This window comes from Methanobacterium petrolearium (assembly GCF_017873625.1).
GTDB lineage: Archaea > Methanobacteriota > Methanobacteria > Methanobacteriales > Methanobacteriaceae > Methanobacterium > Methanobacterium petrolearium.
In genome coordinates, this window is record NZ_JAGGKL010000007.1 from 41,651 (window position 1) to 67,455 (window position 25,805).

General features: G+C 38.4%; 21 protein-coding genes. 14 read left to right on the forward strand and 7 right to left on the reverse strand.

Features of this window, described 5'->3' with window-relative positions; genetic code table 11:
* Positions 1–4: 4 nt before the first annotated feature.
* From J2743_RS07765 to J2743_RS07780, 4 genes are all read left to right on the forward strand, one after another.
* Complete coding sequence (locus tag J2743_RS07765; protein ID WP_209626016.1) at positions 5–832, forward strand: energy-coupling factor transporter transmembrane component T family protein; 828 nt, start codon at positions 5–7, stop codon at positions 830–832.
* 237 nt (positions 833–1,069) lie between these two features.
* Entirely contained in the window at positions 1,070–2,866 is a 1,797-nt protein-coding gene (locus J2743_RS07770; RefSeq protein ID WP_209626017.1) for an ABC transporter ATP-binding protein, read from the forward strand.
* Positions 2,867–4,654 carry an ABC transporter ATP-binding protein gene (locus J2743_RS07775; protein ID WP_209626018.1) on the forward strand — a complete coding sequence of 596 codons (1,788 nt, stop codon included), beginning with the start codon at positions 2,867–2,869 and terminating at the stop codon, positions 4,652–4,654.
* Between the two features lie 260 nt (positions 4,655–4,914).
* On the forward strand, positions 4,915–5,511 hold the full coding sequence (locus J2743_RS07780; protein WP_209626019.1) for a TetR/AcrR family transcriptional regulator: 597 nt from the start codon (positions 4,915–4,917) through the stop codon (positions 5,509–5,511).
* 375 nt (positions 5,512–5,886) lie between these two features.
* Here J2743_RS07780 and J2743_RS07785 read toward each other — a convergent pair whose 3' ends face one another.
* The 3 genes from J2743_RS07785 to J2743_RS07795 all read right to left on the reverse strand — a co-directional run bounded on the left by J2743_RS07785 (position 5,887) and on the right by J2743_RS07795 (position 8,620).
* Entirely contained in the window at positions 5,887–7,011 is a 1,125-nt protein-coding gene (locus J2743_RS07785) for a 3-dehydroquinate synthase II (protein ID WP_209626020.1), read from the reverse strand.
* 260 nt (positions 7,012–7,271) lie between these two features.
* The gene (locus tag J2743_RS07790; RefSeq protein WP_209626021.1) at positions 7,272–8,066 is read right to left on the reverse strand and encodes a 2-amino-3,7-dideoxy-D-threo-hept-6-ulosonate synthase; all 795 of its coding nucleotides are present in this window, start codon (positions 8,064–8,066) and stop codon (positions 7,272–7,274) included.
* Between the two features lie 14 nt (positions 8,067–8,080).
* Positions 8,081–8,620: an SAM-dependent methyltransferase gene (locus tag J2743_RS07795; protein WP_209626022.1), complete on the reverse strand. Its 540-nt coding sequence runs from the start codon at positions 8,618–8,620 to the stop codon at positions 8,081–8,083.
* 173 nt (positions 8,621–8,793) lie between these two features.
* Here J2743_RS07795 and J2743_RS07800 point away from each other — a divergent pair, with 173 nt between their 5' ends.
* Positions 8,794–9,414: an MATE family efflux transporter gene (locus J2743_RS07800; protein ID WP_209626023.1), complete on the forward strand. Its 621-nt coding sequence runs from the start codon at positions 8,794–8,796 to the stop codon at positions 9,412–9,414.
* Positions 9,415–9,585: 171 nt separating this feature from the next.
* Here J2743_RS07800 and J2743_RS07805 read toward each other — a convergent pair whose 3' ends face one another.
* The 3 genes from J2743_RS07805 to hisD form a co-directional block, all read right to left on the reverse strand.
* On the reverse strand, positions 9,586–10,824 hold the full coding sequence (locus tag J2743_RS07805; RefSeq protein ID WP_209626024.1) for a BaiN/RdsA family NAD(P)/FAD-dependent oxidoreductase: 1,239 nt from the start codon (positions 10,822–10,824) through the stop codon (positions 9,586–9,588).
* 159 nt (positions 10,825–10,983) lie between these two features.
* Positions 10,984–12,303, reverse strand: coding sequence for an aspartate--tRNA(Asn) ligase (gene aspS, locus J2743_RS07810; protein ID WP_209626025.1), 1,320 nt, complete (start codon positions 12,301–12,303; stop codon positions 10,984–10,986).
* Between the two features lie 373 nt (positions 12,304–12,676).
* A complete protein-coding gene (hisD, locus tag J2743_RS07815; RefSeq protein ID WP_209626026.1) occupies positions 12,677–13,954 on the reverse strand; it encodes a histidinol dehydrogenase in 1,278 nt (425 codons plus the stop codon).
* Positions 13,955–14,216: 262 nt separating this feature from the next.
* Between hisD and J2743_RS07820 the strand changes: the two genes are divergently transcribed.
* The 3 genes from J2743_RS07820 to J2743_RS07830 all read left to right on the forward strand — a co-directional run bounded on the left by J2743_RS07820 (position 14,217) and on the right by J2743_RS07830 (position 16,569).
* Positions 14,217–14,540: a UPF0058 family protein gene (locus J2743_RS07820; protein ID WP_209626027.1), complete on the forward strand. Its 324-nt coding sequence runs from the start codon at positions 14,217–14,219 to the stop codon at positions 14,538–14,540.
* A gap of 34 nt (positions 14,541–14,574) precedes the next feature.
* A complete protein-coding gene (locus J2743_RS07825; protein ID WP_209626028.1) occupies positions 14,575–15,951 on the forward strand; it encodes a 2,3-diphosphoglycerate synthetase in 1,377 nt (458 codons plus the stop codon).
* A gap of 66 nt (positions 15,952–16,017) precedes the next feature.
* Complete coding sequence (locus J2743_RS07830; RefSeq protein ID WP_209626029.1) at positions 16,018–16,569, forward strand: putative ATP-dependent zinc protease; 552 nt, start codon at positions 16,018–16,020, stop codon at positions 16,567–16,569.
* A gap of 61 nt (positions 16,570–16,630) precedes the next feature.
* Here the strand turns inward: J2743_RS07830 and J2743_RS07835 are convergent, their stop codons facing one another.
* Entirely contained in the window at positions 16,631–16,849 is a 219-nt protein-coding gene (locus tag J2743_RS07835) for a DUF2188 domain-containing protein (RefSeq protein WP_209626030.1), read from the reverse strand.
* A gap of 348 nt (positions 16,850–17,197) precedes the next feature.
* Between J2743_RS07835 and thsA the strand changes: the two genes are divergently transcribed.
* The 6 genes from thsA to J2743_RS07865 all read left to right on the forward strand — a co-directional run bounded on the left by thsA (position 17,198) and on the right by J2743_RS07865 (position 25,478).
* Positions 17,198–18,862, forward strand: coding sequence for a thermosome subunit alpha (gene thsA, locus J2743_RS07840; protein WP_337972044.1), 1,665 nt, complete (start codon positions 17,198–17,200; stop codon positions 18,860–18,862).
* Positions 18,863–19,076: 214 nt separating this feature from the next.
* The gene (locus J2743_RS07845) at positions 19,077–19,841 is read left to right on the forward strand and encodes a metal-dependent transcriptional regulator (RefSeq protein WP_209626031.1); all 765 of its coding nucleotides are present in this window, start codon (positions 19,077–19,079) and stop codon (positions 19,839–19,841) included.
* Complete coding sequence (feoB, locus tag J2743_RS07850) at positions 19,816–21,855, forward strand: ferrous iron transport protein B (protein WP_245248162.1); 2,040 nt, start codon at positions 19,816–19,818, stop codon at positions 21,853–21,855. The genes J2743_RS07845 and feoB overlap by 26 nt, the downstream gene beginning before the upstream one ends.
* A gap of 86 nt (positions 21,856–21,941) precedes the next feature.
* The gene (locus J2743_RS07855) at positions 21,942–22,634 is read left to right on the forward strand and encodes a hypothetical protein (RefSeq protein ID WP_209626032.1); all 693 of its coding nucleotides are present in this window, start codon (positions 21,942–21,944) and stop codon (positions 22,632–22,634) included.
* Positions 22,635–22,842: 208 nt separating this feature from the next.
* On the forward strand, positions 22,843–24,747 hold the full coding sequence (acs, locus tag J2743_RS07860) for an acetate--CoA ligase (RefSeq protein ID WP_209626033.1): 1,905 nt from the start codon (positions 22,843–22,845) through the stop codon (positions 24,745–24,747).
* 152 nt (positions 24,748–24,899) lie between these two features.
* On the forward strand, positions 24,900–25,478 hold the full coding sequence (locus J2743_RS07865; RefSeq protein WP_209626034.1) for an acetate uptake transporter: 579 nt from the start codon (positions 24,900–24,902) through the stop codon (positions 25,476–25,478).
* Positions 25,479–25,805 lie beyond the last annotated feature (327 nt).

The window sequence follows — 25,805 nt, forward strand, 5'->3', positions numbered from 1 at the left end:
TCCTATGAAATTCATTTATCACGACAACGATTCCTTTTTAAACAGACTTAACCCTTTGAGCACGGTTTTTGCAGCCTTACCCTTTTTTACTTTACTTTGTTTTATTAACAGTATATGGCCACCCATTGCTTTTATAGTCCTAAATGTTTTTATAATATTTGCACTGGGAAAGGTTCCCTTAACTACATTTTTTAAGCTTTCAATTCCTGTCATTATATTGTCCCTATCACTTTTTGTATTCTACTTATTAGGAGCAAGACCAGAATTAACTGCTGGTTCGCCTGTTTTATTTACTATTGGTGCGTTAAATATTTATCAGGCAAGTTTCATGGCAGGAGTGGCAATTGCATTGAGAATTTATGCATTATTACTATTTTCATTTCCTTTCGTTCTCACTACGGAACCAAGTAACTTTATCCGCTCACTGATACAAAACTTGAAAATTCCTTATAGGTTCAGTTACGGTGTATTGGTGGCTTTCAGATTTGTGCCAATGATGGAAACTGAGTTTAATGTCATTAGATCTGCCCATAAAGTAATGGGAATTTCTGAAAAAAAAGGAATTCAAAGTTATTTTGAAAAAATAAAAAGATATAGTATCCCTATTATTGTGAATGCTATAAGAATAGGAGAAAGAACAGCTTTGTCCATGGATGGACGTGCTTTCGGTGCATTTGATGAACGTACTTATTTCCGTAAAATGGAATTTAAATCCATTGATTGGGTATATATTTTTTCCTATTGGAGTGTATGTACGATCATCTTGTTAGTTTTGTATAATTTTGGTTTGATTGGAGACATTGGAGTTTACTATGGGAGCCTTGGTGGGTGACTCACAAATGTTTAGAATCATATCAGGTTTGTTTGCTATCTTTAGTTTTAATTAGGAGTTTTTGTACCATGGAAATAGAAAGATAATAAACATCAAAATAGATGGAAACGTCTAAATATCTTATGGAAAAGGGTTAAACTATTTTTTAGATTTTTTAGCAGTTGATCTCATTAAACAGATAAAAAATAAAAAAAAGCGCGGAATTGAAATAATTTTAGGTAATACATTGGTGGTTCAATGGAAGAAAATAATGTTAAATCAAATGAATCTGGTTTAAACGGATTAAAACGTTTATTGGAAATTGCAGGAACTAAAAAATTATTGCTCTTTGCATCTACTATTTATTCAGTAATCAGTGAATTGTTAGCATTAGTTATTTTTTTTGTTATTTATTTAGTGTTGGTTAAATTAATAAATCCTCCTATAGAGTGGAGTTATATATGGAATTTAATTGAAATAGCGGTTATAGCATTAGTAGGTCGATTAATCCTTAAATATGCTTCAAGTACCTTGTCTCATATAGTTGCGTTTAATATATTGTATGAATTGAGAGTGAAGATTACAGAACATTTAGGTACCTTGAACATGGGTTATTTCAACAAACACAACATTGGATCTCTGAAAAAGATTCTTAATGAAGATGTAGAAAAAATAGAACTGTTTATAGCTCATCATATCCCAGATATTGCAACTGGGGTCGTTTCACCGTTGATAACCGTTATATTTTTATTTTTTTTTGATTGGCGTTTGGCCCTGGCTACAATCGTGCCGTTGCCATTGATATTTATCGCATGGAGTTTCGCTTTCTCTAATAACAAAAGTGAAATGAAAAAGTACCATACGGCAATGGAAAACATGAATAATACTATAGTTGAGTATGTTCGTGGAATGTCGGTGATAAAAATATTTAATCTGACTGTACAATCATTTACCAGGTTCCAAAGCACGGTTTATGCTTTTCGTGATTGCTGTAATGACTGGACAGAAAGATCCATTACTCCTTGGGCAGTGTTCATTGCTCTTTTAGGCTCACCATTACTCTTCATTTTACCGGTGGGTGTTTGGTTGTATTTATCTGGGCAACTTCAACTACCTGTTTTTATATTATTTTTAATCGTGGGCGTGGCGTATATGAAACCAATCTATCAACTGGTTTTTGTAAGCGGAACCCTGGCCCAGATAACTGAAGGAATTTCTCGTATTGACGCGATTTTAGAACGAAAAAGTTTGCCTGAGCCTGCAAATCCTAAATTTCCTGAAAACTATTCTATAGAATTTCAGGATGTGGATTTTGCCTATGATAAAACACAAGTAATCTATGATGTGAACTTCAAAATTGATGAAGGAAAAATTTTTGCACTCGTAGGCCCTTCTGGATCTGGTAAAACCACCATTGCAAATTTAACAGCCCGTTTATGGGATATTGAAAAGGGAAGAATACTGATTGGAGGTATAAATATTAAAGACATTCCTCTTGATTATTTAATGGATAAAATGGCTCTGGTTTTTCAAGATGTGTTCATTTTCAGTGATACTGTACTGGAAAACATCAGAATGGGTCGTGAAAATATGACTGAAAAAGAAGTAATAGCTGCGGCTAAGGCGGCCAATATCCATGATTTCATTAAAAACGAACTACCTGCAGGTTACGATACTTTAATTGGTGAAGCAGGTGTTCATCTCAGTGGAGGTGAAAAACAACGTATTTCTCTGGCCAGAGCAATTCTTAAGGATGCACCTATCGTGATCCTGGATGAAGCTACGGCATTTGCTGACCCTGAAAATGAGGTAAAAATCCAGGAAGCATTCAGTGAACTTTTAAAAAACAAAACAGTGTTGATCATCGCTCATCGCCTTTCCACCATCACTGATTCGGACCAAATAATGGTATTAGATGAAGGTAAGATTGTAGAAATGGGAACGCACAACAAATTACTTAAAAATATGCAACTATACTCGGAAATGTGGGAGTCACACAATTCTGCTAAAAAATGGACCTTTAAATCCACAAAAATAGAGGGAGATGTGATTTGAATGTTTAATTCGGTTAAAGTTATTACTTCCGGTGAAAAAGGTAAACTATACCATGTAATTGGGTGGAATATCCTGCAAACTATGTTTAAAGGAGCTCCCTATGGAATACTTTTCATGGTTTTAGTGGAACTTTTTGCACCTATTGTACACCAGAAACCCATAAACACGGAATTTATTACCATGTTGATTATAGGGCTTTTCATAACCCTATTGATTCAGATAGTGGTGGGTAAAAAGGCATATAAATCGGCATATATCACAGCTTATTCATTGTCTGCTGAAACCCGCTTAAAATTAGGGGAACATTTGAGAAAACTTCCACTAAACTTTTTTAAAAGACGTGACCCTGGTGATGTCACTTCACTGTTACTCCAAGATATGACAATGGTAGAAGATGTGTTTAGTTATTTGTTTCCTGATTTTGTGAGTTCGATTGTACTGGCAACATTTATAAGCATATTCTTTTTCGTTGCAGATTGGAGATTGGGTATTATTATTTTAATTTCTGTGAGTATAGCATGTATCTGCCTTAAATTAGCTATGAAATTACTTAGTTATTTTGGTAGAAAACAACTTAGATCCAGAAATGCTGCAGTTTCTAGGATGATGGAGTATCTGGTGGGAATAAAAGTTCTCAAAGGGTACAATCAAACAGGCAACAAGTTCCAACGTATGGAAAAATCCTTTGGCAAACTAAAAAAGGATAGTATATCGTTGGAAGGGATCCCTGTTCCTGCCATATTTATATGTTTTGCGGTGCTGGAAATTGGGTTTTTAGCTATTCTATTTTTTGGAATTCAATTTATAGAAAATGGAACTTTGAGTGTTTTAACATTCATTTTCTTCCTTATATTGGGTAATGCATTTTATGAACCTCTCAAATCTTTAAGTCTATTCTTTGGAAAGATAAGGTATATGAGTATGGCTGCTGATCGTGTTGTGGCGACTTTAAATACTAAAATTCTTCCAGAACCAGTAGATGATATGAAAATTGAAAGTTTCGATATTAAATTTGAAAATGTAAATTTTAAATACCAAGATACAAATGTAATAAAAGATTTGAGCTGTTATATTCCTGAAAAAAACATCACGGCACTGGTGGGGCCTTCTGGATCTGGTAAAACAACTATAACCAGTTTAATTGCCCGGTTCTGGGATGTAGATTCTGGTAAAATAATGATTGGTGGGAAAAATATTAAAGATATAAAAAATGAACACCTTCTCGCCGGTATGAGTATGGTTTTCCAGGATGTTTACTTATTTAATGATACTATATACAACAATATTAAGATTGGTCGTGTAGATGCTTCTCCAGAGGAAGTTTATGAGGTGGCAAGGCAGGCGAACTGTCATGATTTCATTCAAAAATTACCTGATGGTTATAATACAATGGTTGGTGAGGGAGGATCAACTCTTTCTGGTGGTGAAAAACAACGTATATCTGTTGCTCGTGCAATATTAAAGGATGCACCCATTATCCTCCTGGATGAAGCCACTGCGTCACTTGACCCTGAAAATGAAAGTAAAATCCAGGCAGCTATCAGAAAGCTGGTGAAATCCAAAACCGTGGTGGTGGTAGCACATCGTCTTTACAGCATATCAGATGCTGATCAGATCTTAGTGATTAAAGGAGGTAAAATCGTCGAACAGGGAAAACATGAGGAATTACTGGAAAATGGTGGAACATATTATCGTATGTGGGAGGAACAGCAGAAAGCACATGGATGGAAATTTGGGATGGATGATAAGGGATGTTATGGAAGTAAAGAGATTAGGGATTATCTTTAATCATACTATTGTTCAGGGGATTGTCTTCATTTTCTTTTTTTTATCAGCTTAAAATTAAAGAAAAGATTGGAAAAAAATAAACGGAAAATAAACATAATAATCTAAAAAATAAAAAACTACCTAAACCGATTCTCCAATATGGTATAGTAGTTATGGATTATTTCAGATTGATCTTGTAATCCCAACTGATCTTGTAATAAAAAGGTATAGACTAGTTAAAATCATTCAAAAGAGGTTACTTATAATTGGAGATGTAATAAATGGGAAAATTTATAAAAAAAACGAGAAAAGAAAGGGTAGAAGAAATACTTTCTGTTGCTACTGAAGTTTTTTTAGAAAAAGGTTATCAAAATACTACCATGGAAGATATTATCAATTCTACCACTCTTTCCGTAGGGGGATTCTATTATTATTTCCACAGTACCAAAGAGATATTTTTTGCAATCATAGAGCAAAAAGGTATGGAACAGATAGAATTTATGCATGATTTGGAAACAGAAGGAAAGAATAAAAATGAAATTATTGAGGAGATAAGTGCTAAACTGGCAGAAATGGTCTTGGAACAATATGATGAGCGTACATTGTACTTCATGGCCGTATCTGAAATAATTAATGATGCTGAATTTCGCGGCATTTTGGATAGGATTAATGAAAAGTCTTTGGATAAATTAAATGAGTTTATATTAGAAAAATTACCTGATGTGGATGCTAAAATGTTAAAATGCAGGTTAGAATTTATTATTAGTGTTATCCACGCAATGTCTTTCTATTGTCATATATATAATGAAGAAGATCTTTACAATGAAAACTTAAGTAATATCAAAAATATGGTTGTCCGAGCATTTTCTGGAATATAAATTTAATGGAATTATGTCGAAAACTTGTATAATGGATAAAATTTCCCATATTACCTTTATTCTTCCAAATGGATTTCTCAATTATTTTTTCTAATACGTATCTAAAAACCCACCGAAGACCCATCAGTGGTTCCGTTAGATTAGTTAATCAGTACCTGTTAATTTTTAGGCGTCAGTGTGGGTTTAGCTTATGATTCCCCACGATCACATTTTTTAAAGTACTTTTTCCTAATGTAGAGATGTTAAGGGACATATATGGTAAAACTCAGTGAAATTTACACAATAATCAGTTGATTTAAGCTATTAAAGCATTAAAAAATATGGTATGGCAAATAATGATAAGGGAAATAAAAAAAATCCCCTAATAATCTTTTTTTATTTTTCGATGATGGTCTCTTCAATGGCCATTCCAAAGTGCCGGGCATTGGGGTCCAGGTAGATCATTACTTTATCCCCTACCTTCAAGTCTGCCACGGATATGGGTTTGCCATTTTCTGTAACCAGGCGTATGGTTTCGGCATTCTGGAGTAAGGTGCGTAAAACAACTCCCTCATGTTCTGCTTCAATCAGCATCAGGGGTCGTTTTTCTATTTTAACCCGTCCCACTATGGCTGTTTTGGTGTTGCCTTCCTGGTCCACAGTGAGAACTTCATCTCCAGTTTCCAGTTCTGAGAGATATTTGGTCTTGTTACCAGGGGTCATGACATAGGCGTGCACTGGGCCGGCGTTAACCCGGAAGGGTCGTGATGCAACATATTCACTTTCCATGGATTCACTGTGCACCAGAAACAGTCCCTGGGAGTATGATCCCACCAGCATGCCTTCACCTAACTGCATCATGGAACAGGTGTCCACACAGACCCGGTCTCCAATCCCCACAGGTTCCACCTTAGTTATCTTAGCAGGTTTCATCTGGTAACTTTCACTCTGTATCTTTTCAATTAACTCGGCTACCTTTTTTATCTGATTTACCTCTTGGGGACAGAGCAAGATTCCATCGGTTCCGTGTTCCATGGTTTCCAGGGCTAGTTTAGCTTCATCATAATCTGCAACAGCAGCAATGATTTTCACCTTTTCTTTCTGCAGATCAGCAATGATATTCTCCAGTGGTATCACTTTCCAGTCACGGCCCATCAGTATAAGGTAATCAGTTTCTTTTCCCAGGACTGAAGCCAGTTGTTCGTGCTTTTTACTGGTGATCTCCACATAGGAGGCTACCTTTTTATTCATTCTTTTCAATCTTTTAACTGCAGACAGGTCTTTGGATTCTGATAGTTCATCGGGTATTTTGAGGGTGCCGTCTCCTTCACTGTTTCGACCGGTCATTACAATATCAGAGCCTTCGCTATCAGAGATGATCTTCACATTACCTAACCTGCGAATGTTGTCCACATCAGTGAAGTCAACTATGTGGTCTATCCCGGATTCCAGGGCGGTGGTTATGAACTGTTTTTTGTCATCCCACACATTGCCTTCTGCCATTATCCATGCAAATTTCATAATTTTGACCTTCTAAGAATATTTTAATCCATCAGAGGATGGATTTATCCATTTAGGAGTTCATTGGTTAAGGAAGTTATTTATCTATTTAGGAGTTCATTGGTTAAGGAAGTTATTTATCCATTAAGGACTTCATCGGTTTAGGGAGTTATTTATCCATTAAGGACTTCATCAGTTTAGGGAGTTATTTATCCATTAAGGACTTCATCGGTTTAGGGAGTTATTTATCCATTAAGGACTTCATCGGTTTAGGGAGTTATTTATCCATTGAGGATTTTCAGGGCTTCATCCACATCCAAGTCATTGTGGACAATTTCAGCAATGGCCCGGGTGGTTTTCTGTGGTGATTTGGCCTGGAAGATGTTCCTGCCTATGGCCACTCCAGCTCCCCCAACATCTACAGCATTTTTAACCATTTCCAGTAATTCACGGTCTGTTTCTACACGGGGGCCCCCGGCTATTACCAGGGGTACTGGACATCCATCGATAACTTCTTTGAAGGTGTCAGGGTCTCCAGTGTAGTTGGTTTTTATTATGTCGGCTCCCAGTTCAGCACCGGCACGGGCTGCCAGTTTAACCACTTCAGCATCGTGTTCGCTGTCGATTTTTTTGCCTCTAGGATACATCATGGCAATGAGGGGCATTCCCCAATCATCACATATCTCGGAAATGCTTCCCAGGTGCATTAACATTTCAGGTTCCATCTTGGAACCCACATTTACATGCACGGATACTGCATCTGCTCCCATCTGGATGGATTTCTCCACAGATGTCACCAGCACCTTATGATCTGGATCTGGTCCCAAGGCGGTGCTGGCAGAAAGGTGAATGATCAATCCAATGTCTCTTCCGTAACCTCGGTGTCCAGTGCCAACCATTCCCTTATGCATTATTACAGCATTGGCACCACCACTGGCCACTTCATCAATAGTCTCTGCCATTTTTATTATTCCATCCACGGGTCCTATGGATACACCATGATCCATAGGTACGATAACACATCTACCGGTTTTTCGATTGATTATCCTTTCAATCCTGATTTTTTTTCCTATCATGAGCACCCTCCTGTTTATAATTTTGAAGACCAGAGTTTAAGTTCTTTTAATCTTGATGGGATGCCGTCATCTCCACTGGACTCCAACCATCCCTTGTTGGATTTGATGATTTCAGAACTTGACGCTGAGTGCAGGAAATCTAAAAGTCCCCTATTTCTAATTATGGTTTCACGAGGTTTTAAAGTTGATGACCATATGAAGAATACTTTGAAGGTAGTGTCTGGATGGTAACCACCACCAAGATCAATTGATAGAACATCACAACCACCTATCTGGTTGACCTTTTTTGCTACTTCTTCCAGGGTTTCATGGAGACGCACATCACCCTTAATAAATTCAATTGAACCAGTTTCCTCTTCCATCAGTTCATTCATTTTTTTTTCAGACTGAGAGCCTTTATCCAGAGCTATGATTTTCCCATGGGGTGCCTTTCGGGCAATTATGCGGGTTGAATTTCCTGTATGGCATCCTAACTCCACCACAACGTCATCTTCCTTAATTATATTTTTTAGAACTTCCCTATAAACTTTAATATCGTAAACAATTTTTATCATATACCTTCAAAACCCCTTCTTTTGGAAAACACCTTTTCACATTCCATAATTGATTTTCACTTAAATAATATGTTATTTTCATCTAAAAATTAATATATTGAATAAGTTATAATATTCTATATAGATATAACAAGTTTCATAATTTCCAATTATTCTCTGTTGGAGGAGTTAGTATGGCAGCAGATGAAAAAGAAGAGTTAAAAAAACAGGTTGATGAACTTTACCAGGAAAGAATTAATCTGGAAAAAGAGATCAACGATCTCAATCTCATTAAAATAGAAAAATTAGAACTTATCAATGAAGAATTGGAAAAAAAATCGGAATGGATGGATAAAGAAAGATTGAAGGCTATCAAAGAACGGGATAATCTTTTACGTAAAGTACGTCATTCCAATGATAAAAACTGGAAAAATGCATTTAAAATGATTTCAATATTGGGTGTGCTGGACTTGGTGGTTGTTCCTCTCGTAATCAAACTCCTTGGAATACCCCTGCAGTGGATATTTGTGTCCATGGGCCTGGTGACCTTCTTTGGGATAATATTGATAACCAATTACATGTCGGGAACATCCCCATTCAACACTGGAGAAATCAGGAAAGCTTTAACTGTTTCTCTTATAACTGTGTACCTGGCATTTGTACCCCTTATGGCATTTGGTATTTTTGCATTCCCTACCGGGGCCTCAGCACAGACCATTGTCACCAACTTCACCTGGATCATTGGTGCGGTCATTGTACTTTACTTCGGTACCAGACCCATAGAAGAGTACATCAAAAAAATGAATCCAAAATAAGCCTAATCTGTAAATAGATTAATATAATTAATTATTTTTTTTAATCTTATACTATTTTTTTTTAATTGGGGAAGTAATTTTAATTTAATAACATGAATTCATTAAACTGAAAGGCCATTAAACTAAATACCCTTAAACTGAAAGGCACAGATAAATTAGAAAAGATTTAATTTATTTTGCTGCACTCACACCAGCCACATAACCTGTTGAAAACGCCTGTTGCAGATTATAACCTCCCCTACCACCACACCCTGAAATGATTTCACCAGCAAAGTATAACCCCTTTACCAACTTTGATTCCATGGTCTGAGGATCAATTTCCCTTTTGGAGACACCACCACAGGTAACCATGGCTTTATCCATGGGCAGGTGGCCGTATAAAGTTATTGGAAGGGATTTTAATACATCCTGTAGCTGCAGTCTCTCTTTTTTAGTGATCTGGTTGAGCTTTTTTTGAGGATCAATGGATTGAGTGTTTAAGATGGGGATAATCAGGTTATTGGGGAGGTGATGTTTCAGGTAATTTTTCAGACTTTTTTTAGGGTGTTCCTGGAAATCTTCCATCAACATGATTCCCAGAGCATCCTTCCTGATTTCTGGTTTAAAATCAATGTAAAGCTTTAAATCACCATGTTTTTCCATAAGCCCAACAATCACATGGCTCATATCAAGAATAATCGGTCCTGAAACGCCAAAATGTGTTAGAAGCAGGTTCCCGCGGGGTAAATCGATCTTTTTCCCACTGTGTCTTATGGTTAACCCCACATTTTCCAGGGTAACTCCCTTTAGTTGGTGAATCCATTCTTCACGCACCAACAATGGAACACCACCTGGTTTAAGGTCTGTTATGTTGTGTCCTAAAAATTTTGCAATGGTTAAACCATCTCCTGTAGATCCTGTGAATCCATAGGTCACTCCGCCAGTGGCAATGATTACCTTATAAGCATTTACCAATTCACCTTTAGTTGAAGCGAGTTTAAAAACATGGGATATTTTGTTAAGATGTTTTAACCGAAAATTACTGATAAGTTTAACTTTTTCTTCATTCAGGACTTTTTCTAGCACTTCCACAACTGATCTGGCTTTTTCAGTTATGGGAAAGATCCTTCCTTCCTGTTCTTCGGTTAATTCCAGATCATGCGTTTTGAAAAAATTCATAAGATCCTGATTGGAAAATTTACTGAATGCATCCCGGTAGAAAGAACCTCGCCTACCAAATTTTTCCAGGAAAACATCCATAGTTGCAGTGTTTGTAAGATTACATCTTCTGTTAGCCGTTAATGACAGTTTATAACCTATTTGATCGTTTTTCTCCAGGAGAATCACGTTTTTACCTTGCTGTGCCCCCTGTATGGCAGCCATGCATCCAGCTGGTCCTGCTCCAATTACAGCTATGTCATAAATCTTCATATTTTTATACAATTTTATTTTAATTATTATAACTCCATGTTTTATTCAATTTTTTTTAAAAAAATATGTTTATAGTAAAAAAAGAGTTTTTGTTTTATACTTTTTTAAATTTTTAATCTTTTAGAAGGTTTTTTTTCAATGTTTTAAGAAAGTTGAATATTATGGAGTCAACCTTCTCCTATCCCTTGGGAACAGCACGGTTTCCCGGATATTTTTCATTCCAGTGAGGCACATGGTGAATCTTTCAGCTCCCAATCCCCATCCTGCATGTGGTGGCATTCCATACTCGAATGCTGCCAGGTATCGCTGGAATGAATCTGGGTTCAATCCCTGTTTTTTAATCCGTTCCACCAGTAAGTCATGCTGGTGTACCCTGGTTGCTCCTGAAGATATCTCCAGGTCCTTGTACATCAAGTCAAAGGCGTAACTTTTATCTGGTTCATCTTCATGGGGCATTACATAGAATGGTTTGATATCAGTGGGCCAATTAGTTATAAAGTAGTATCCATCCATTGCTTCGCCTAAAGCCTTTTCAGCAGCACGGGAAAGGTCTTCCCCATATCGGAGGGTCACTCCTTTGGAGTTAACAAGATCGATCACTTCATCGTATTCAAGACGAGGGAATGGAAGTTTTGGAACTTCTAATTCAACCCCAATATCTTCCAGTTCAACCTGACAGTTCTCTTTAACCTTTTTGATGGCGTTTTGCACCAAATTCTCAAGAAGATTCATCACATCTTCGTCATTGGCGAATGCCATTTCCACGTCAATGGAGATAACCTCGTTCAGGTGGCGGAGTGTATCATGTTCCTCGGCTCGGAAGATGGGTGCAATTTCAAAGACCTTATCAAAACCAGATCCCATCATCATCTGCTTGTAAAGCTGGGGACTCTGACCCAGGAATGCTTCCCTTTCAAAGTAGGTGATAGGGAAAAGCTCAGTACCACCCTCTGTGGCTGAAGCAACCAGTTTAGGGGTGTTCACTTCAAGAAAACCGTTTTCTTCAAGATAAACCCTTATTGAGTGGAGCATTGTGCTTTTTATTTTAAATATGGCGCTGACTCCATGTTTTCGCAGGTCAAGAAATCTTGAATCCAGTCTGGTGTCAATTTCTGCCCGCACCTTCTCGGTGGGATCCAGAGGTAGTGGTTGTTCTGAGTTGTTGAGTAATCTGATCTCCTCTGGTATCACTTCAACACCTCCTGGTGCTTTTGGTGATCCCTGCACATTTCCCAAAACTGCCAGAACAGATTCTTTTCTAAGTTTTCTAAGTTCCCCAAATAGTTCTGGCGAGATTTTTTTGCTGGGAGCAGTGATCTGGGTAATTCCATCCCGGTCCCTGAGGAGTACGAATATTATTCCACCCAGGTCACGTATTTCATGAACCCAACCCATAAGGGTCACTGATTCACCATCCATTGTATCGTCGAGTTCTCGTGAGTAATGTGTTCTTCTCCAGTTTCCTAATGAATCTGTCATATATAATCACCGTAAAACGATTTTATATTCTTATTTTAATATATCACAACAAGTTGATTTTTATTTTCAGTTTTAATATAATAAACTAATCTTTATTACTTTTTAACATTACAAGATAAGTAATATAGTGCATTAAATCAGAATCATGAAGTATTCACAAAATGAATTATATTCAATGATATAATAAAATGCTGTAACTACTATTTGAATCTAGTTTTAATATAAATTGCCCTCTAACTTTTAAGAAATTTTAGTCAACAGAATACTTTTAGACACAAATTTTCGTCAACAAATTATTTTTACTCATCTGTGGTTTTTTTTAATTTCTCTTCATCTTTTTGAAAATTCAAGTCTTAATAACGGAAAATTCATTTTAATTTTCATCCAGACGTCTTCTAAATGACTCAGCATGTGCATATAATCCTTCATATTCTGCTAAAGGAATAACAACATCTTTAAGATTCTTTAAACCATCTCTTGTTATTTTCTGAACTGTTGGTTTTTTCAGGAAGGATTCTGTGGATAAACCAGAGTACATTCTGGCACAAAAGGATGTGGGCAGCACATGGTTAGTTCCTGAACCATAATCTCCCGCTGCAACTGGTGTTAAATTTCCCAGGAATATTGAACCAGCATTTCTGATATCTGGAACAATTTCCTCTGCATCTGAGGTCATGATCATGAGGTGCTCGGGTGCATAATCATTGGAGAAATCTACACATTCCTGGATGGTGTCAGCCAGGATGATTAACCCGTTCTGGGCCAGTGATTGTTCAATTATTTCGTTTCGTTCCATCTGGGGAAGATCTCGGGTAACGTTTTCCTTTACTTTTTGTGCCAGTTCTTTAGAAGTGGTTACTAGCACAGCTGCTGCCTGGGGGTCGTGTTCTGCCTGGGCCATGAGATCAAGTGCAATGAAATTGGGATTTGCAGTTTCATCAGCTATGATCAGCACTTCTGAGGGTCCAGCAGGAAATTCAATATCCACCTGACCGTAAACCATCTTTTTAGCAGCAGTCACGAAGATGTTTCCCGGACCAACGATTTTATCCACTGCCTGGATGGTTTGGGTCCCATAAGCCATGGCTGCAATGGCCTGTGCCCCTCCCACTCTGTATAATTTATCTGCACCAGCAATATAAGCTGCTGCCAGGACAACATCCTTTACTTTGCCATCTTTTCCTGGTGGTGTGCAACAGACTATTTCCTGTACTCCTGCTACTTTGGCAGGTATAACCGTCATCAAGATGCTGGAAGGATAAGCTGCTCTTCCTCCAGGTATATAACATCCCACCTTTTCCAGTGGACGCACTATCTGACCAGCAGTCACACCATCATCAACTTCCATTGACCAATCCAGGGGTAATTGAGATTGGTGGAATTTCCCAATGTTAAGGGCTGCTTTTTTGAGACTACCAATTAATTCGGGGTCTATTTTATTGAAACTCTCTTCAATATCTTCTTTACTCACCAATAACTCATTTAAATTGACACCATCAAACTTTTTAGTGTAGTGACGGAGTGCTTCATCTTGTCTATTTTTCACGTCACTGATGATATCTCCCACGGTGTTAATAACAGCGCTTGTGTCAGGCTGTGACCTTTCCAACAAGTTTACCCGTTTTTCATTTTTTAATTGGACGATTTTCATTTTATAACCATCGTACTTCCTAATTTATAATTTAAAGCTCTTTGTGAAGCCAGATTCCATTTTTTCAAATTCATTGATCAGTCAAAACCTTTATTTACAATCATGAGTAAACAGTAATTTACCCACTATGCCCTGTAATTAATTAATACTATATACCTTGGGCTTATGGTGTTATGGGTATAGTTTTTGGTACAAAGTTTATATATTCCTGTTGGTCGAACCTTAATTACTTAATTTACTAATCTGTAGGTGTCTGATAGATATGTACAAAGATGAGCTTATACAGTTGCATCAATTTTTGGTATACGTTTTAAAACATCTGGACAATGAGTATGAGGTGAAAGATGAATGTAAGGAGTATTTGTGCCTCAACATCAGCCCCCATCACATACACCGCACCAAAGCCGAACACAAATATGCTATTTTTGTATTATCCAACGCTATTTCTGAGATTATCGCCGCTAACAACGGAGGAACTTCTTCTAACATTTCCAATGGCCTCTCAGAACTGGTTAAACGGTCTAAAAAAGAGCTCATACGATTCCAAAATGAAGATGTTTTAACTGCCCAACAAATTAAGATGTGAAAAAATAACAACCCCTTAGGCTGGTGATTTTTAGATGAGCACCTTACTGAAGATGGTATGCTTGATTGATGGTGAACATTATCTTCCCGTTACTAAATCTGCATTAGACACTCTGGATAACATTGAACATATCGAAGTAGTTGCTGCTGTTTTTATTGGTGGCACAGAAAAATTAAGAGACGCTTCACCAGAATCTATCGGTGAAAAACTCAAAGTTAAGGTTTACTTTGGACCAGACCATAATAAAATTCCATATGACTTGATTGTAGAAGTTGCAGAGGAACACCAGGCAGATGTTGTCATGGACCTCAGTGACGAACCAGTAGTTGATTATTCTAAACGTTTTAAAATAGCATCGCTGGTCCTGGAGAAAGGCATACTCTATGAGGGTCCTGATTTTTCATTCCAACCCCTGGATGAATATGATGTACTGGACAAACCATCCCTCAAAATTTTAGGAACGGGTAAAAGAATTGGTAAAACTGCAGTATCAGCTTATGCGGCCCGTTTAATCCATAATGAAAATTACAATCCCTGTGTGGTGGCTATGGGCCGTGGAGGTCCTGAAGAACCCGAAATCGTCAGGGGTGACCAGATCCAGATCACACCCCAGTACCTCATGGAACAGTCAGATAAAGGTATCCACGCTGCATCAGATCACTGGGAAGATGCACTGATGAGCCGCATACTCACCATAGGCTGCCGACGTTGTGGTGGGGGAATGGTGGGCCAAGTATTTATAACTAACATGAAAAAAGGCGCCCAATTGGCCAATGAAGTGGATGCTGATTTTGTCATCATGGAAGGAAGTGGAGCAGCCATACCACCAGTTAAAACCAACCGACATATTGTTCTTATTGGGGCAAACCAGCCCATCATTAACATTGAAAAATTCTTCGGACCATATCGGATTAAAATGGCAGATTTAGCTGTTATAACCATGTGTGAAGAACCCATGGCCAGTCCAAAGAAAATCCAACGCATTGAAAAATTCATAAATGAATTCAACCCTGAAGCCACGGTTATACCCACGGTTTTCCGTCCCAAACCTTTAGAATCAGTGGAGGGTAAACGGGTCTTATTTGCTACCACAGCTCCTGATTCAATTAAGGATGTTCTCATAAAACACCTGGAACAGGAACATGGCTGTACTGTAGTTGGAACCACCCCCTACCTGTCTAACCGTCCCTTGCTTCAGAAGGATATTGAGAAATACATTGATGAAGTTGATGTTATGCTCACAGAACTCAAGGCAGCAGCGGTGGATGTGGCCACCAAGGACGCTCTGCAGGCAGGGCTGGAAGTGGTGTACTGTGACAATATTCCCCTGGTAATCCGTGAAGGGGATAATTTGGATCCTGCCATCATTGATGTGGTGGATAAGGCCATTGCCGATCATAAGAGCAAATAGTAACGTTAATTTCATTTTTTTCTAATTTTTCCCATATTATTTTTGATCTTATTAGGCGGTGATCTTTTGGATGATCCACTTTGCAGTGGTGCAGAATTCGATAAACTGAAAAAACAGCTTTCTTTCAATTTAGCTGAGAAAAGGGTCATAAAAGATCTGAATATTCAACCGGATGCTTTCATTCCAGTTCTTTTTTCCCTGAAATTCGGTGGTGACTGGAGTTTCAAGACCAAAGATTTAGAGGCAATGGCAGTAAAAGAGAAGATCACCCGCTACAATGAAATTGATAGGTTAGGTTACACTCTGGAGAGGGTTACGCTTTTTGTAAACCCACAGCTCATCTCTACTCAGGGTAGAATTTTGCGTCTGGAAAAATGTGGCAATAAAAATGAACGTGAACTTGTGGAAAGACCTTTCCAGGTCCAACTTGATGCTCAGAAAATTATTCTCGCAGAACTAAATCCTGACTCCATGGAGATAACACTTAAGAAAATTGAAGGCCCCCTAAGTTTTGAGGGATCCGCAGCTTATGGGGTTTCCCATGAGATGGAACACCTGGCTGGATGTGAACACACTGGGAAGTTCATCTGGGAATTTGAATACAAACTGGGAGATTAAAAATAAATTGAATATTAAACTAATTTCGAGTTTAGTCCAATAATACAGGAATATTGTTAAATTATCCTGGGTAAAGTTTCTTCCCGAACTCTTCTCTCTTCTCGATTTTTCCATCTTCACTGTGGATAAATACTTCCACATTGTAGCGTTCACCCTCTTTTTCTGCAAATTCAATTGCTTCTTCTTTGGTATCAAAATGTCCAGAAGCCTTCACAGCCCCGTCCCTTTTAACATCCCATCCCCCTTTTTTACTGGTAATTACGTGTAAATTAGCTGCCATTTTTTCACCTCTTTTTAATAAAGATATAGTACTTTAAATTTAATATGTATTATGAAATTTATGGTTGTGTTTAGTTTATTTTTTTCTATTAAATGGTGTTTATTTTTTTAGGTAACGTAAGTCCATAAATCAATCATAGTAAAGTCCCTAAATCAATCATAGCAGAGTCCATAAATCAATCGTAGTAAAGTCCATAAATCAATCGTAGTAAAGTCCATAAATCAATCATCATAGATAATTATGGATTCTTTCTTTCTATCCATATGTAAAAAAGGTTGATCACAACATATTTATATAACCTCTAACCCACTGATAAATTACCAATTGAGAAAAATAGGAGATGATATCGTGGCACAACTAGGAGGACAAGGTGGCCAAGGTCAAGGCCAACCTATTATTATAATGCCAGAAGGTTCTTCTCGAGTTTTAGGAAGAGATGCTCAGAGAATGAATATTATGGCTGGAAAGATTCTCGCAGAAACCATCAGAACAACTCTCGGTCCAAAAGGTATGGACAAGATGCTGGTGGATGGCATGGGAGATATCGTAGTAACCAACGACGGTGTAACCATACTCAAAGAAATGGACATCGAACACCCTGCAGCCAAAATGCTGGTGGAAGTAGCCAAAACCCAGGAAGATGAAGTGGGAGACGGAACCACCACTGCAGTAATAATTGCCGGAGAACTGCTCAAAAAAGCAGAAGAACTCTTAGAACAGGAAATACACCCAACCACCCTGGTAATGGGATACCGGAAAGCAGCAGCCAAGGCACAGGAACTCTTGAATGAGATTTCCATGGACGCTCATGACTCTGACACCCTCCGTATGGTTGCAATGACTGCAATGACTGGTAAAGGAACCGAAACTGCCAGAGAACCATTGGCGGAATTGGTGGTCAGTGCAGTGATGCAGGTGGAAGAAGATGGAGAAGTGGACAAAGACCACATAAACATCCACAGAATTCAGGGTGCAACAGTCAACGACTCCCAGATCGTTAATGGAGTGGTAATTGACAAAAGCAGAGCCGACAATTCCATGCCAAAAAGCATAGAAAACGCTAAAATTGCCCTTCTAAAATATCCAATAGAAGTTAAAGATCTGGAAACCGATGCCAAAATCAAACTCACTGACCCTGCCCAGATGCAGGCGTTCATTGAACAGGAAGAACAGATGGTCAAGGACATGGTGGACCAAATCGTGGCTACCGGTGCCAACGTGGTCTTCTGTCAAAAAGGAATCGATGACCTTGCCCAGCACCTGTTTGCCAGAGAAGGAATCATCGCAGTTAAACGGGTAAGAAAATCGGACATGGAACGCTTAGGAAAAGCAACCGGCGGACAACTGGTCACTAACATTGAAGACCTGACTTCAGAAGACTTGGGACATGCTGGTAAAGTCTATGAAAAGAAAATCTTCGATGAAATACTTATCTTCGTGGAAGAATGCAGCCAACCAAAAGCAGTATCCATCATACTACGTGGAAGTACTCGCCACGTAGCTGAAGAAGTGGAAAGAGCAGTTGAAGATGCAATTGGTGTTGTTGCTGCCACATTAGAAGATGGTAAAGTTGTTGCTGGTGGAGGAGCACCAGAAGTAGCCATAGCCAAAGGATTAAGAGAATACGCTGACACCATCAGTGGCAGAGAACAATTAGCAATCGCAGCCTTTGCCGAAGCCCTAGAAATTGTTCCCAAAACTCTGGCTGAAAACGCTGGACTTGACCAGATTGATGCAATGGTAGATCTACGTGCAGCCCATGAACAGAACCATCTAATTGGATTGAATGTTTTCAAGGGCGAAGTTGTTGATATGAAAGATGAAAATGTTATTGAACCACGCCAAGTTAAAAAACAGGCCATCCAATCAGCAGCTGAAGCAGCCGAGATGATTCTGCGTATTGACGACATGATTGCATCTAGCGGACCATCCGAACCTGACATGGAAGGTATGGGTGGAATGCCTGGTGGAATGCCTGGTGGAATGCCTGGTGGAATGCCACCAATGATGTAAGTCCAAGTGACTTACCTTTTTTTTATTTTTTTTCTGAACTTTCAAATCTTGCCTGCAATTTTTAAGGATTCATACTCTATTTTGTAAAATAATTCTTATTGAATAAATATATACAAAGTAAGGTCAAGCACATGGGGAAATCCATTGAAATAGTCTTAGGTTACCCTAACTTTTATATACTTAAAAACCAAACTTAGGTTTAGGTGAACCAGAAATGTCATCTGAAAAGACTCTAAGCGATAATGCAGAGGAGTATCTCGAAGTTATCTACAAACTCTCACTGGAAGAGCGACCTGTGAAGACTACCAAAATATCTAAAATGTTAAATATAGCTCCTGCCAGTGTTTCCCAGATGATAAAACGACTAAAAACACGGGGTTATGTTGATTACTCTCCCTACCAGGGAGTCACTCTTACTGAAGATGGCTATGCCATAGCCTCGAAAATTACCAGAAAGCACCGTCTTTTAGAAAGATTCTTACACGATGTGCTTCATATCAAAAAAGAAAAGGTTCATGATCAAGCCTGTGAAATGGAACACTCTCTTTCTGATGATGCTGAACGCGCATTATGCCAACTACTGGAACAACCTGATGAATGTCCTGACGATGAAGAATTGATACCAGTCTGCGATTTTAAATTCCAAACCTGTGATGAATGCCGAATACGAAGACGGGAAGAAATTAACCAGGTTGGAAAACGTGATAAAAACTTGGTCTCTATTACCAACATGAAAAGAACAGAAAAAGGTAAAGTATCATTTATTAGAGGAGATTATAAGGTTATTCGACGTTTAATGGACATGGGGATTACCATAGGTGCAGAAATATCTGTTCTTGAAGTGGCACCTTTCAAAGGGCCAGTTAAAATCCTGGTTAGAGGATCGGATCTTGCCCTGGGAAGAGATATAGCAAAAAACGTTTTTGTGGAGATCATTCGGGAAGATCCACCTGATGAAGGAGCACTATCATATGGTTAAGATCCCGGATTGTATCGAAAAAAAAGAGTATGAAAAGAGTCTTTCACAAAAAAAAGAACTAAAAAAACCATGTGAAGATAAGGTTTCTTCATCAAATTGTGATATTACCATTGCCCTGGCTGGAAACGCTAATGTGGGTAAAAGTGTTATTTTTAACTATTTGACTGGATCTGACCAGGTGGTGGGCAACTGGCCGGGTAAGACAGTGAAACGTGCCGAAGGAAATCTTTTCTACCAGGGTCATAAAATCCACATAATAGATTTACCAGGCATATATTCATTTTCAACTTTTTCCATGGAGGAGATTGTATCCAGGGAATACATAGCACATGAAAAACCAGAAATTGTAATCAATGTGTTGGATGCATCTGTACTGGAGAGAAACCTTTTTTTCACCCTACAGTTAATGGAAATGAAAGTTCCCATGGTGGTATGTGTTAATCAGATGGATATTGCCCGGCAAAAGGGATACAATATTGACGCTGAGAAGTTAGAAAAAGCGCTTGGTGTTCCAGTAGTCCCAACAGTGGCAGTTACTGGTGAAGGATTACAAAAACTTGTAAAAGAAGCAATGAAAGTTGCTAAAACTAAAAATCAAGAAAATTTAATTGAATATGGCGGAGAAGTTGAAAAAACCATTAAAAGCCTTGAAACTTTCCTGAAATCTGAGAAAGTTCATGTGGGATACCCTAACCGTTGGGTGGCTATAAAACTACTGGAAAATGATCCTGAAATCAGCAAGATCGTTCAATCCACATCGGTTCGATCAATTCAGTTTGCCAATCATCTGGCACTTGAACTGGAAAAAATCCATGATGAGCCCTCTTTTGCAATTATGGCTTCGGAAAGATATGCACTGGCCAGTAAAATAGCTGCAGGAGCTCAAAAACGGACTGAATTCAAAATAACATTATCTGAAAAACTGGATAAAATATTAATCCACCCGGTTTATGGTTATTTCACCTCTGCACTGGTTATCATTGGTTTGTTGGTATGGACATTCATCATTGGAAATTTTCTCTCAGGCATAATCACGAATGTCATGGGATTTTTCCAACCTGTTGACCCTGTTTTATCTGGTCCATTACTTGCTGTTTTATGGAATGGTGCATTTGGTGGTCTGGTTGCTGGTTTAACTTTAATTGTTCCTTTTATAATTCCATTCTATATACTGCTGTCCTACATTCAGAACTCTGGTCTTTTAACTAGAGTAGCATTTATGATGGATAGTTTTATGCAAAAAATAGGTCTACATGGTAAAGCACTGATCCCATTGGTGCTAGGTTATGGATGCAGTGTACCTGCCATTGACAGTACTCGAATATTGGAAACTAAAAGAGAACGTCTTTTAGCAGCATTTGCCATAACATTTGCACCCTGTTCTGCAAGGACCATCATCATATTAAGTTTAGTGGCAGTCTTTGTTAGCATATGGTGGGCTCTGGCACTATATATTCTGGATTTAATTATAATTTTTATAATGGGAAAAATAGCTTTGAAAGCCATGCCTGGTGAATCCACCTCTCTTATAATGGAAATGCACTCTTTAAGAATTCCATCTTCATCTGTTATTCTTAAAGACACATGGAACCGAACTAAATCTTTAGCTTATATGGTAATTCCTGTTTTCATAATAGGAAGTGCAGTAATCCAGTTATTTTATGTATTGGGAGTTCTTGAACCAATAAGCAATTTTATGATACCTTTGACTGTGGGCTGGTTAAAACTCCCTGCCTTTGCAGGCATACTCCTCATTGTTGGTATAGTGCGTAAGGAGTTCGTTTTATTGACACTGGTATCCTTTGTGGGAACTGATCTTTCCCTTGCACTTACTTCCTCCCAGTTCATTGTTTTGGCATTAATTGGGATGTTATATTTGCCCTGCTTATCAACATTAAGTATATTGATCCGTGAATTTGGAGTAAAAGCAGCCAGTGTAATTTCAGCTGCTAATTTAATAACGGCATTCATTGTCGGGGGCATTGTGGCACACGTTTTATCAGTTTTCTTATGAAATGCACGGTCATGATCTTTCTTTAATATGGATGTTAATTTGATGAATAGTTAGAAAATAAGGTGGAAAATAAGGTGAAAATGAAAATGAAATGGTCGTTAGTTGTAATTGCCATTGTGGTAGTGATAGTTGGTTATTCTGTTATCACAGTTTCCAGTGGCCCAATTGCTCCTTTAGGGAGAGTTGCCTTTGTAAAATTAGCAAACCCGGATTTTTATCCAGGACATATTCATTCCGAGCTATTGGCTAAATATGCTGAGGAAAGCAGATCAAAAACTGCACTGATCTGTCACTTTGGAGGTAGTTCCAATTATCGGAGTTACCAGGAGGGAGATGTATTTATCATTGAACTTGCTTTCATCGATACTCAGGGTACTGGTGCTGAAGGAGACACCAATTACTGGGACTCGCTTAAAATTGCTTTATTTGGTATTCCTGATGGGAGATATAAATATAAATCAGACGGGATTGTGTTTGATACTTATGATGAAGCCATGGACCATGTATACACACTGGCACGTGAACATGGTCAAGAAGGTCCCATCCCCATGGCATGGCATGGTGATGCAAGGAAGGGCAACCCTGTGTTTATTCAGGGATGTGGATTTCCACTGTATTTCCAAATTTTACGAAAAACATATGGAACAGTACCTGCTTACGTCTATATGTTGGGTGGAATGTTATTCCCATATGTGAATAATCCATACAAATCTTATGAATTGATAAATGCCACAGAACTCCAGAGGATGTACACGGCAGGCGAATTGGATTATACATAGGATTATACATAAATAGATGTAAAGTTTAATATCAATATATCAAAATGTATTATATTTATCGCACTCAACATTTGTAATGATTAATTAAATTTATAATGATTAATCATCATTTATAATGATTAATAATAGTAAAATATATATACTAAGAAGAACTTAGTAACAAACACAGTTGAAACAGCTTTAAATAAGATAAAAAGGCGTGAGAATAATGGTACATGATACCACGGTACTTCTTGATGAAAGAAGAGTTTTTGAACCAAGTGAAGAGATCAAAAAACGAGCCCTGATTAAAAACTGGGATGAAGAAATTGAAAAGGGCAAAGACATAGAAAAGTACTGGTCAGATAATGCTGAGCAGTTTGAATGGTTCCAAAAATGGGATAAAGTCCTTGATGATTCTAACAAACCATTTTATAAATGGTTCGTAAATGGAAAAATAAACCTGGCTTACAACGCCGTTGACCGGTGGATTGAAACTGAAAAAAGAAACCAAGTAGCAATCATTTACATAAATGAACGCGGAGAAGAGAAAAAAATAACCTTCTACGAGCTTTACATCCAGGTAAACAAGTTGGCCAATGCACTTATAAATCTGGGAGTTAAAAAAGGCGACACTGTATCTACCTATATGCCTATGTGTCCAGAACTTCTGATTGCATTACTGGCCTGTACCAAAATTGGAGCAGTTCACAGTGTTATCTATTCAGGATTGAGTGTTGGAGCTTTTGTGGATCGTATCAACGATGCCAAGGTTAAAGTTCTCTTCACAGCTGATGGAACTTATAGAAGAGGAAAAGTCATTAACCTGAAGTCCATTGCTGATGAAGCCATCCTACAGTGCCCCACTGTGGAAACAATTGTGGTGGTTAATCACACCGGAACTCCCATTGAAATATCAGAATTATCCGGACGAGAAATCTTCTATGACCGATTGATAGAAGGTGAACCAGCATACTGCGAACCAGAACCCATGGATTCAGAAGATCCTCTGTTCATCCTATACACATCTGGAAGCACAGGAAAACCCAAAGGTGTGCTCCACACCACAGGAGGATACATGGTGGGAACAGCAACCACCACCCGACTCATATTTGACATACACGATGACGACCTGTGGTGGTGTACTGGAGATATTGGATGGATAACCGGTCACAGCTATGTGCTCTACGGACCACTACTATTGGGAACCACCACTGTAGTATATGAAGGCGCCCCAGACTACCCTGATCCTGGGGTATGGTGGAAGATCGTGGAAAAATATGGTGTAACCAAATTCTACACCGCACCAACAGCCATCAGACACCTTATGAGATTCGGAACCAGATACACCAATCTTTATAACCTGGATTCCCTGCGAATACTGGGCACTGTTGGAGAACCCATGAACCCAGAAGCATGGATGTGGTACTACAAAAATGTTGGCAAGGAAAAATGCCCGATAATGGACACCTGGTGGCAGACTGAGACTGGAATGCACCTTATATCACCAATACCCATATCCCCCCTTAAACCAGGATCTGCTACCCGAGCATTTCCTGGAATCGAAGCTGATGTGGTTGATGAAGAAGGCAACCCGGTACCTGAAGGAAAAGGAGGATACCTGGTTATTAAAAAACCATGGCCAGCCATGTTCCGCAACCTGTATAAAGATGAGGAACGTTTCCTTGATGTTTACTGGAAAACATTCCCAGGATGCGTCTACAGAGCCGGGGACATGGTACGCAAAGATGAAGATGGATACTTCTGGATACAGGGGCGAAGTGACGACGTCCTTAAGATAGCTGGGCACCGTATAGGTTCCGCAGAAGTTGAATCTGCATTTGTTGCCCATCCTGCAGTTGTTGAAGCAGCAGTCATTGGAAGATCCGACCCCATTAAGGGAGAAGTTATCAAAGCCTTCGTAATACTCAAAGAAGGATACGAACTTAAAACACAGCTTATTGAGGATCTTAAAAAGCATGTGCGTCATGAACTGGGACCTGTGGCAGTTCTTGGTGAAATCGTACAGGTGGACAAACTACCCAAAACCAGGAGTGGTAAGATCATGCGTAGAATCCTCCGGGCCCATGAAATGGGTGAGGATCTGGGAGATACGTCCACCTTAGAAGAATAAAAAACTGTAGAAGAATAAAAAAAAAGGAAAAAAATTGCAAAAATATAAAAAGCTGAATAAAAACTTTAATAACTAAAAAAAATCCCAAATAACAGGAAATAAATAAAAAAGGAGATGATTTAGATCAAATTAAAACCCTTAGGGGTGATAATATGGAAGAAAACAAAAAACATGTTATGATAGAAGATTTAACAGCCAACCCGGCACCTTTAGGATTATTAGGGTTTGGTTTGACCACAGTGCTGTTGAATGTGCATAATGCCGGGCTGTTCCCAATGAACAGTATGATACTGGCCATGGGAATAGCTTATGGGGGGATTGCCCAGATAATGGCGTGTGCCATGGAATACAAAAAAGGTAACACCTTTGGAACTGTGGCGTTTGGATCATACGGACTCTTCTGGTGGAGCTTCGTACTTCTCCTGGTACTCCCCCAGATGAACCTGGCAGCAGCCCCAGATGCAATGGCACTGGCATCATACCTTGTCATGTGGGGATTATTCACACTGGTAATGTTCATTGGAACCTTAAAACTCAGCCGAGGACTGCAAGTGATCTTTGGAGCACTGGCAGTGCTGTTCTTCCTACTGGCAATAGGAGAGGTAACTGGTAATACAACAATATCTCTGATAGCTGGATACGAAGGAATATTCACAGGATTTGCCGCAGTCTATGTTGGTCTGGCACAGGTTTTGAATGAAACTTATGGAAGGGACCTGGTACCCACCTAAAAAAAACAGACATGACATCAGATTTATTTAAATAGCACACCGCCTCCAAAGGGCTATTTAAATACATGCTTTCCCTGGTTCATCTGGGGGAAGCCTATTTTTCTTATTGTTTGTATGATTTTTAATTGATTTTTTTTGATTAGATTAATACGTCGAATTTACTTCTCATCCAAATTGAACTTATTTACGAATATATTTTTGTATTGATACAACAGAAGATGAAACAGCTTTTCTTATAAATGGTTTTAGTGATATTGAGTATATTTTTAGTATAATGAGTTTTTAGTATAATGAGTTTTTAGTATAATGAGTTTTTAGTATAATGAG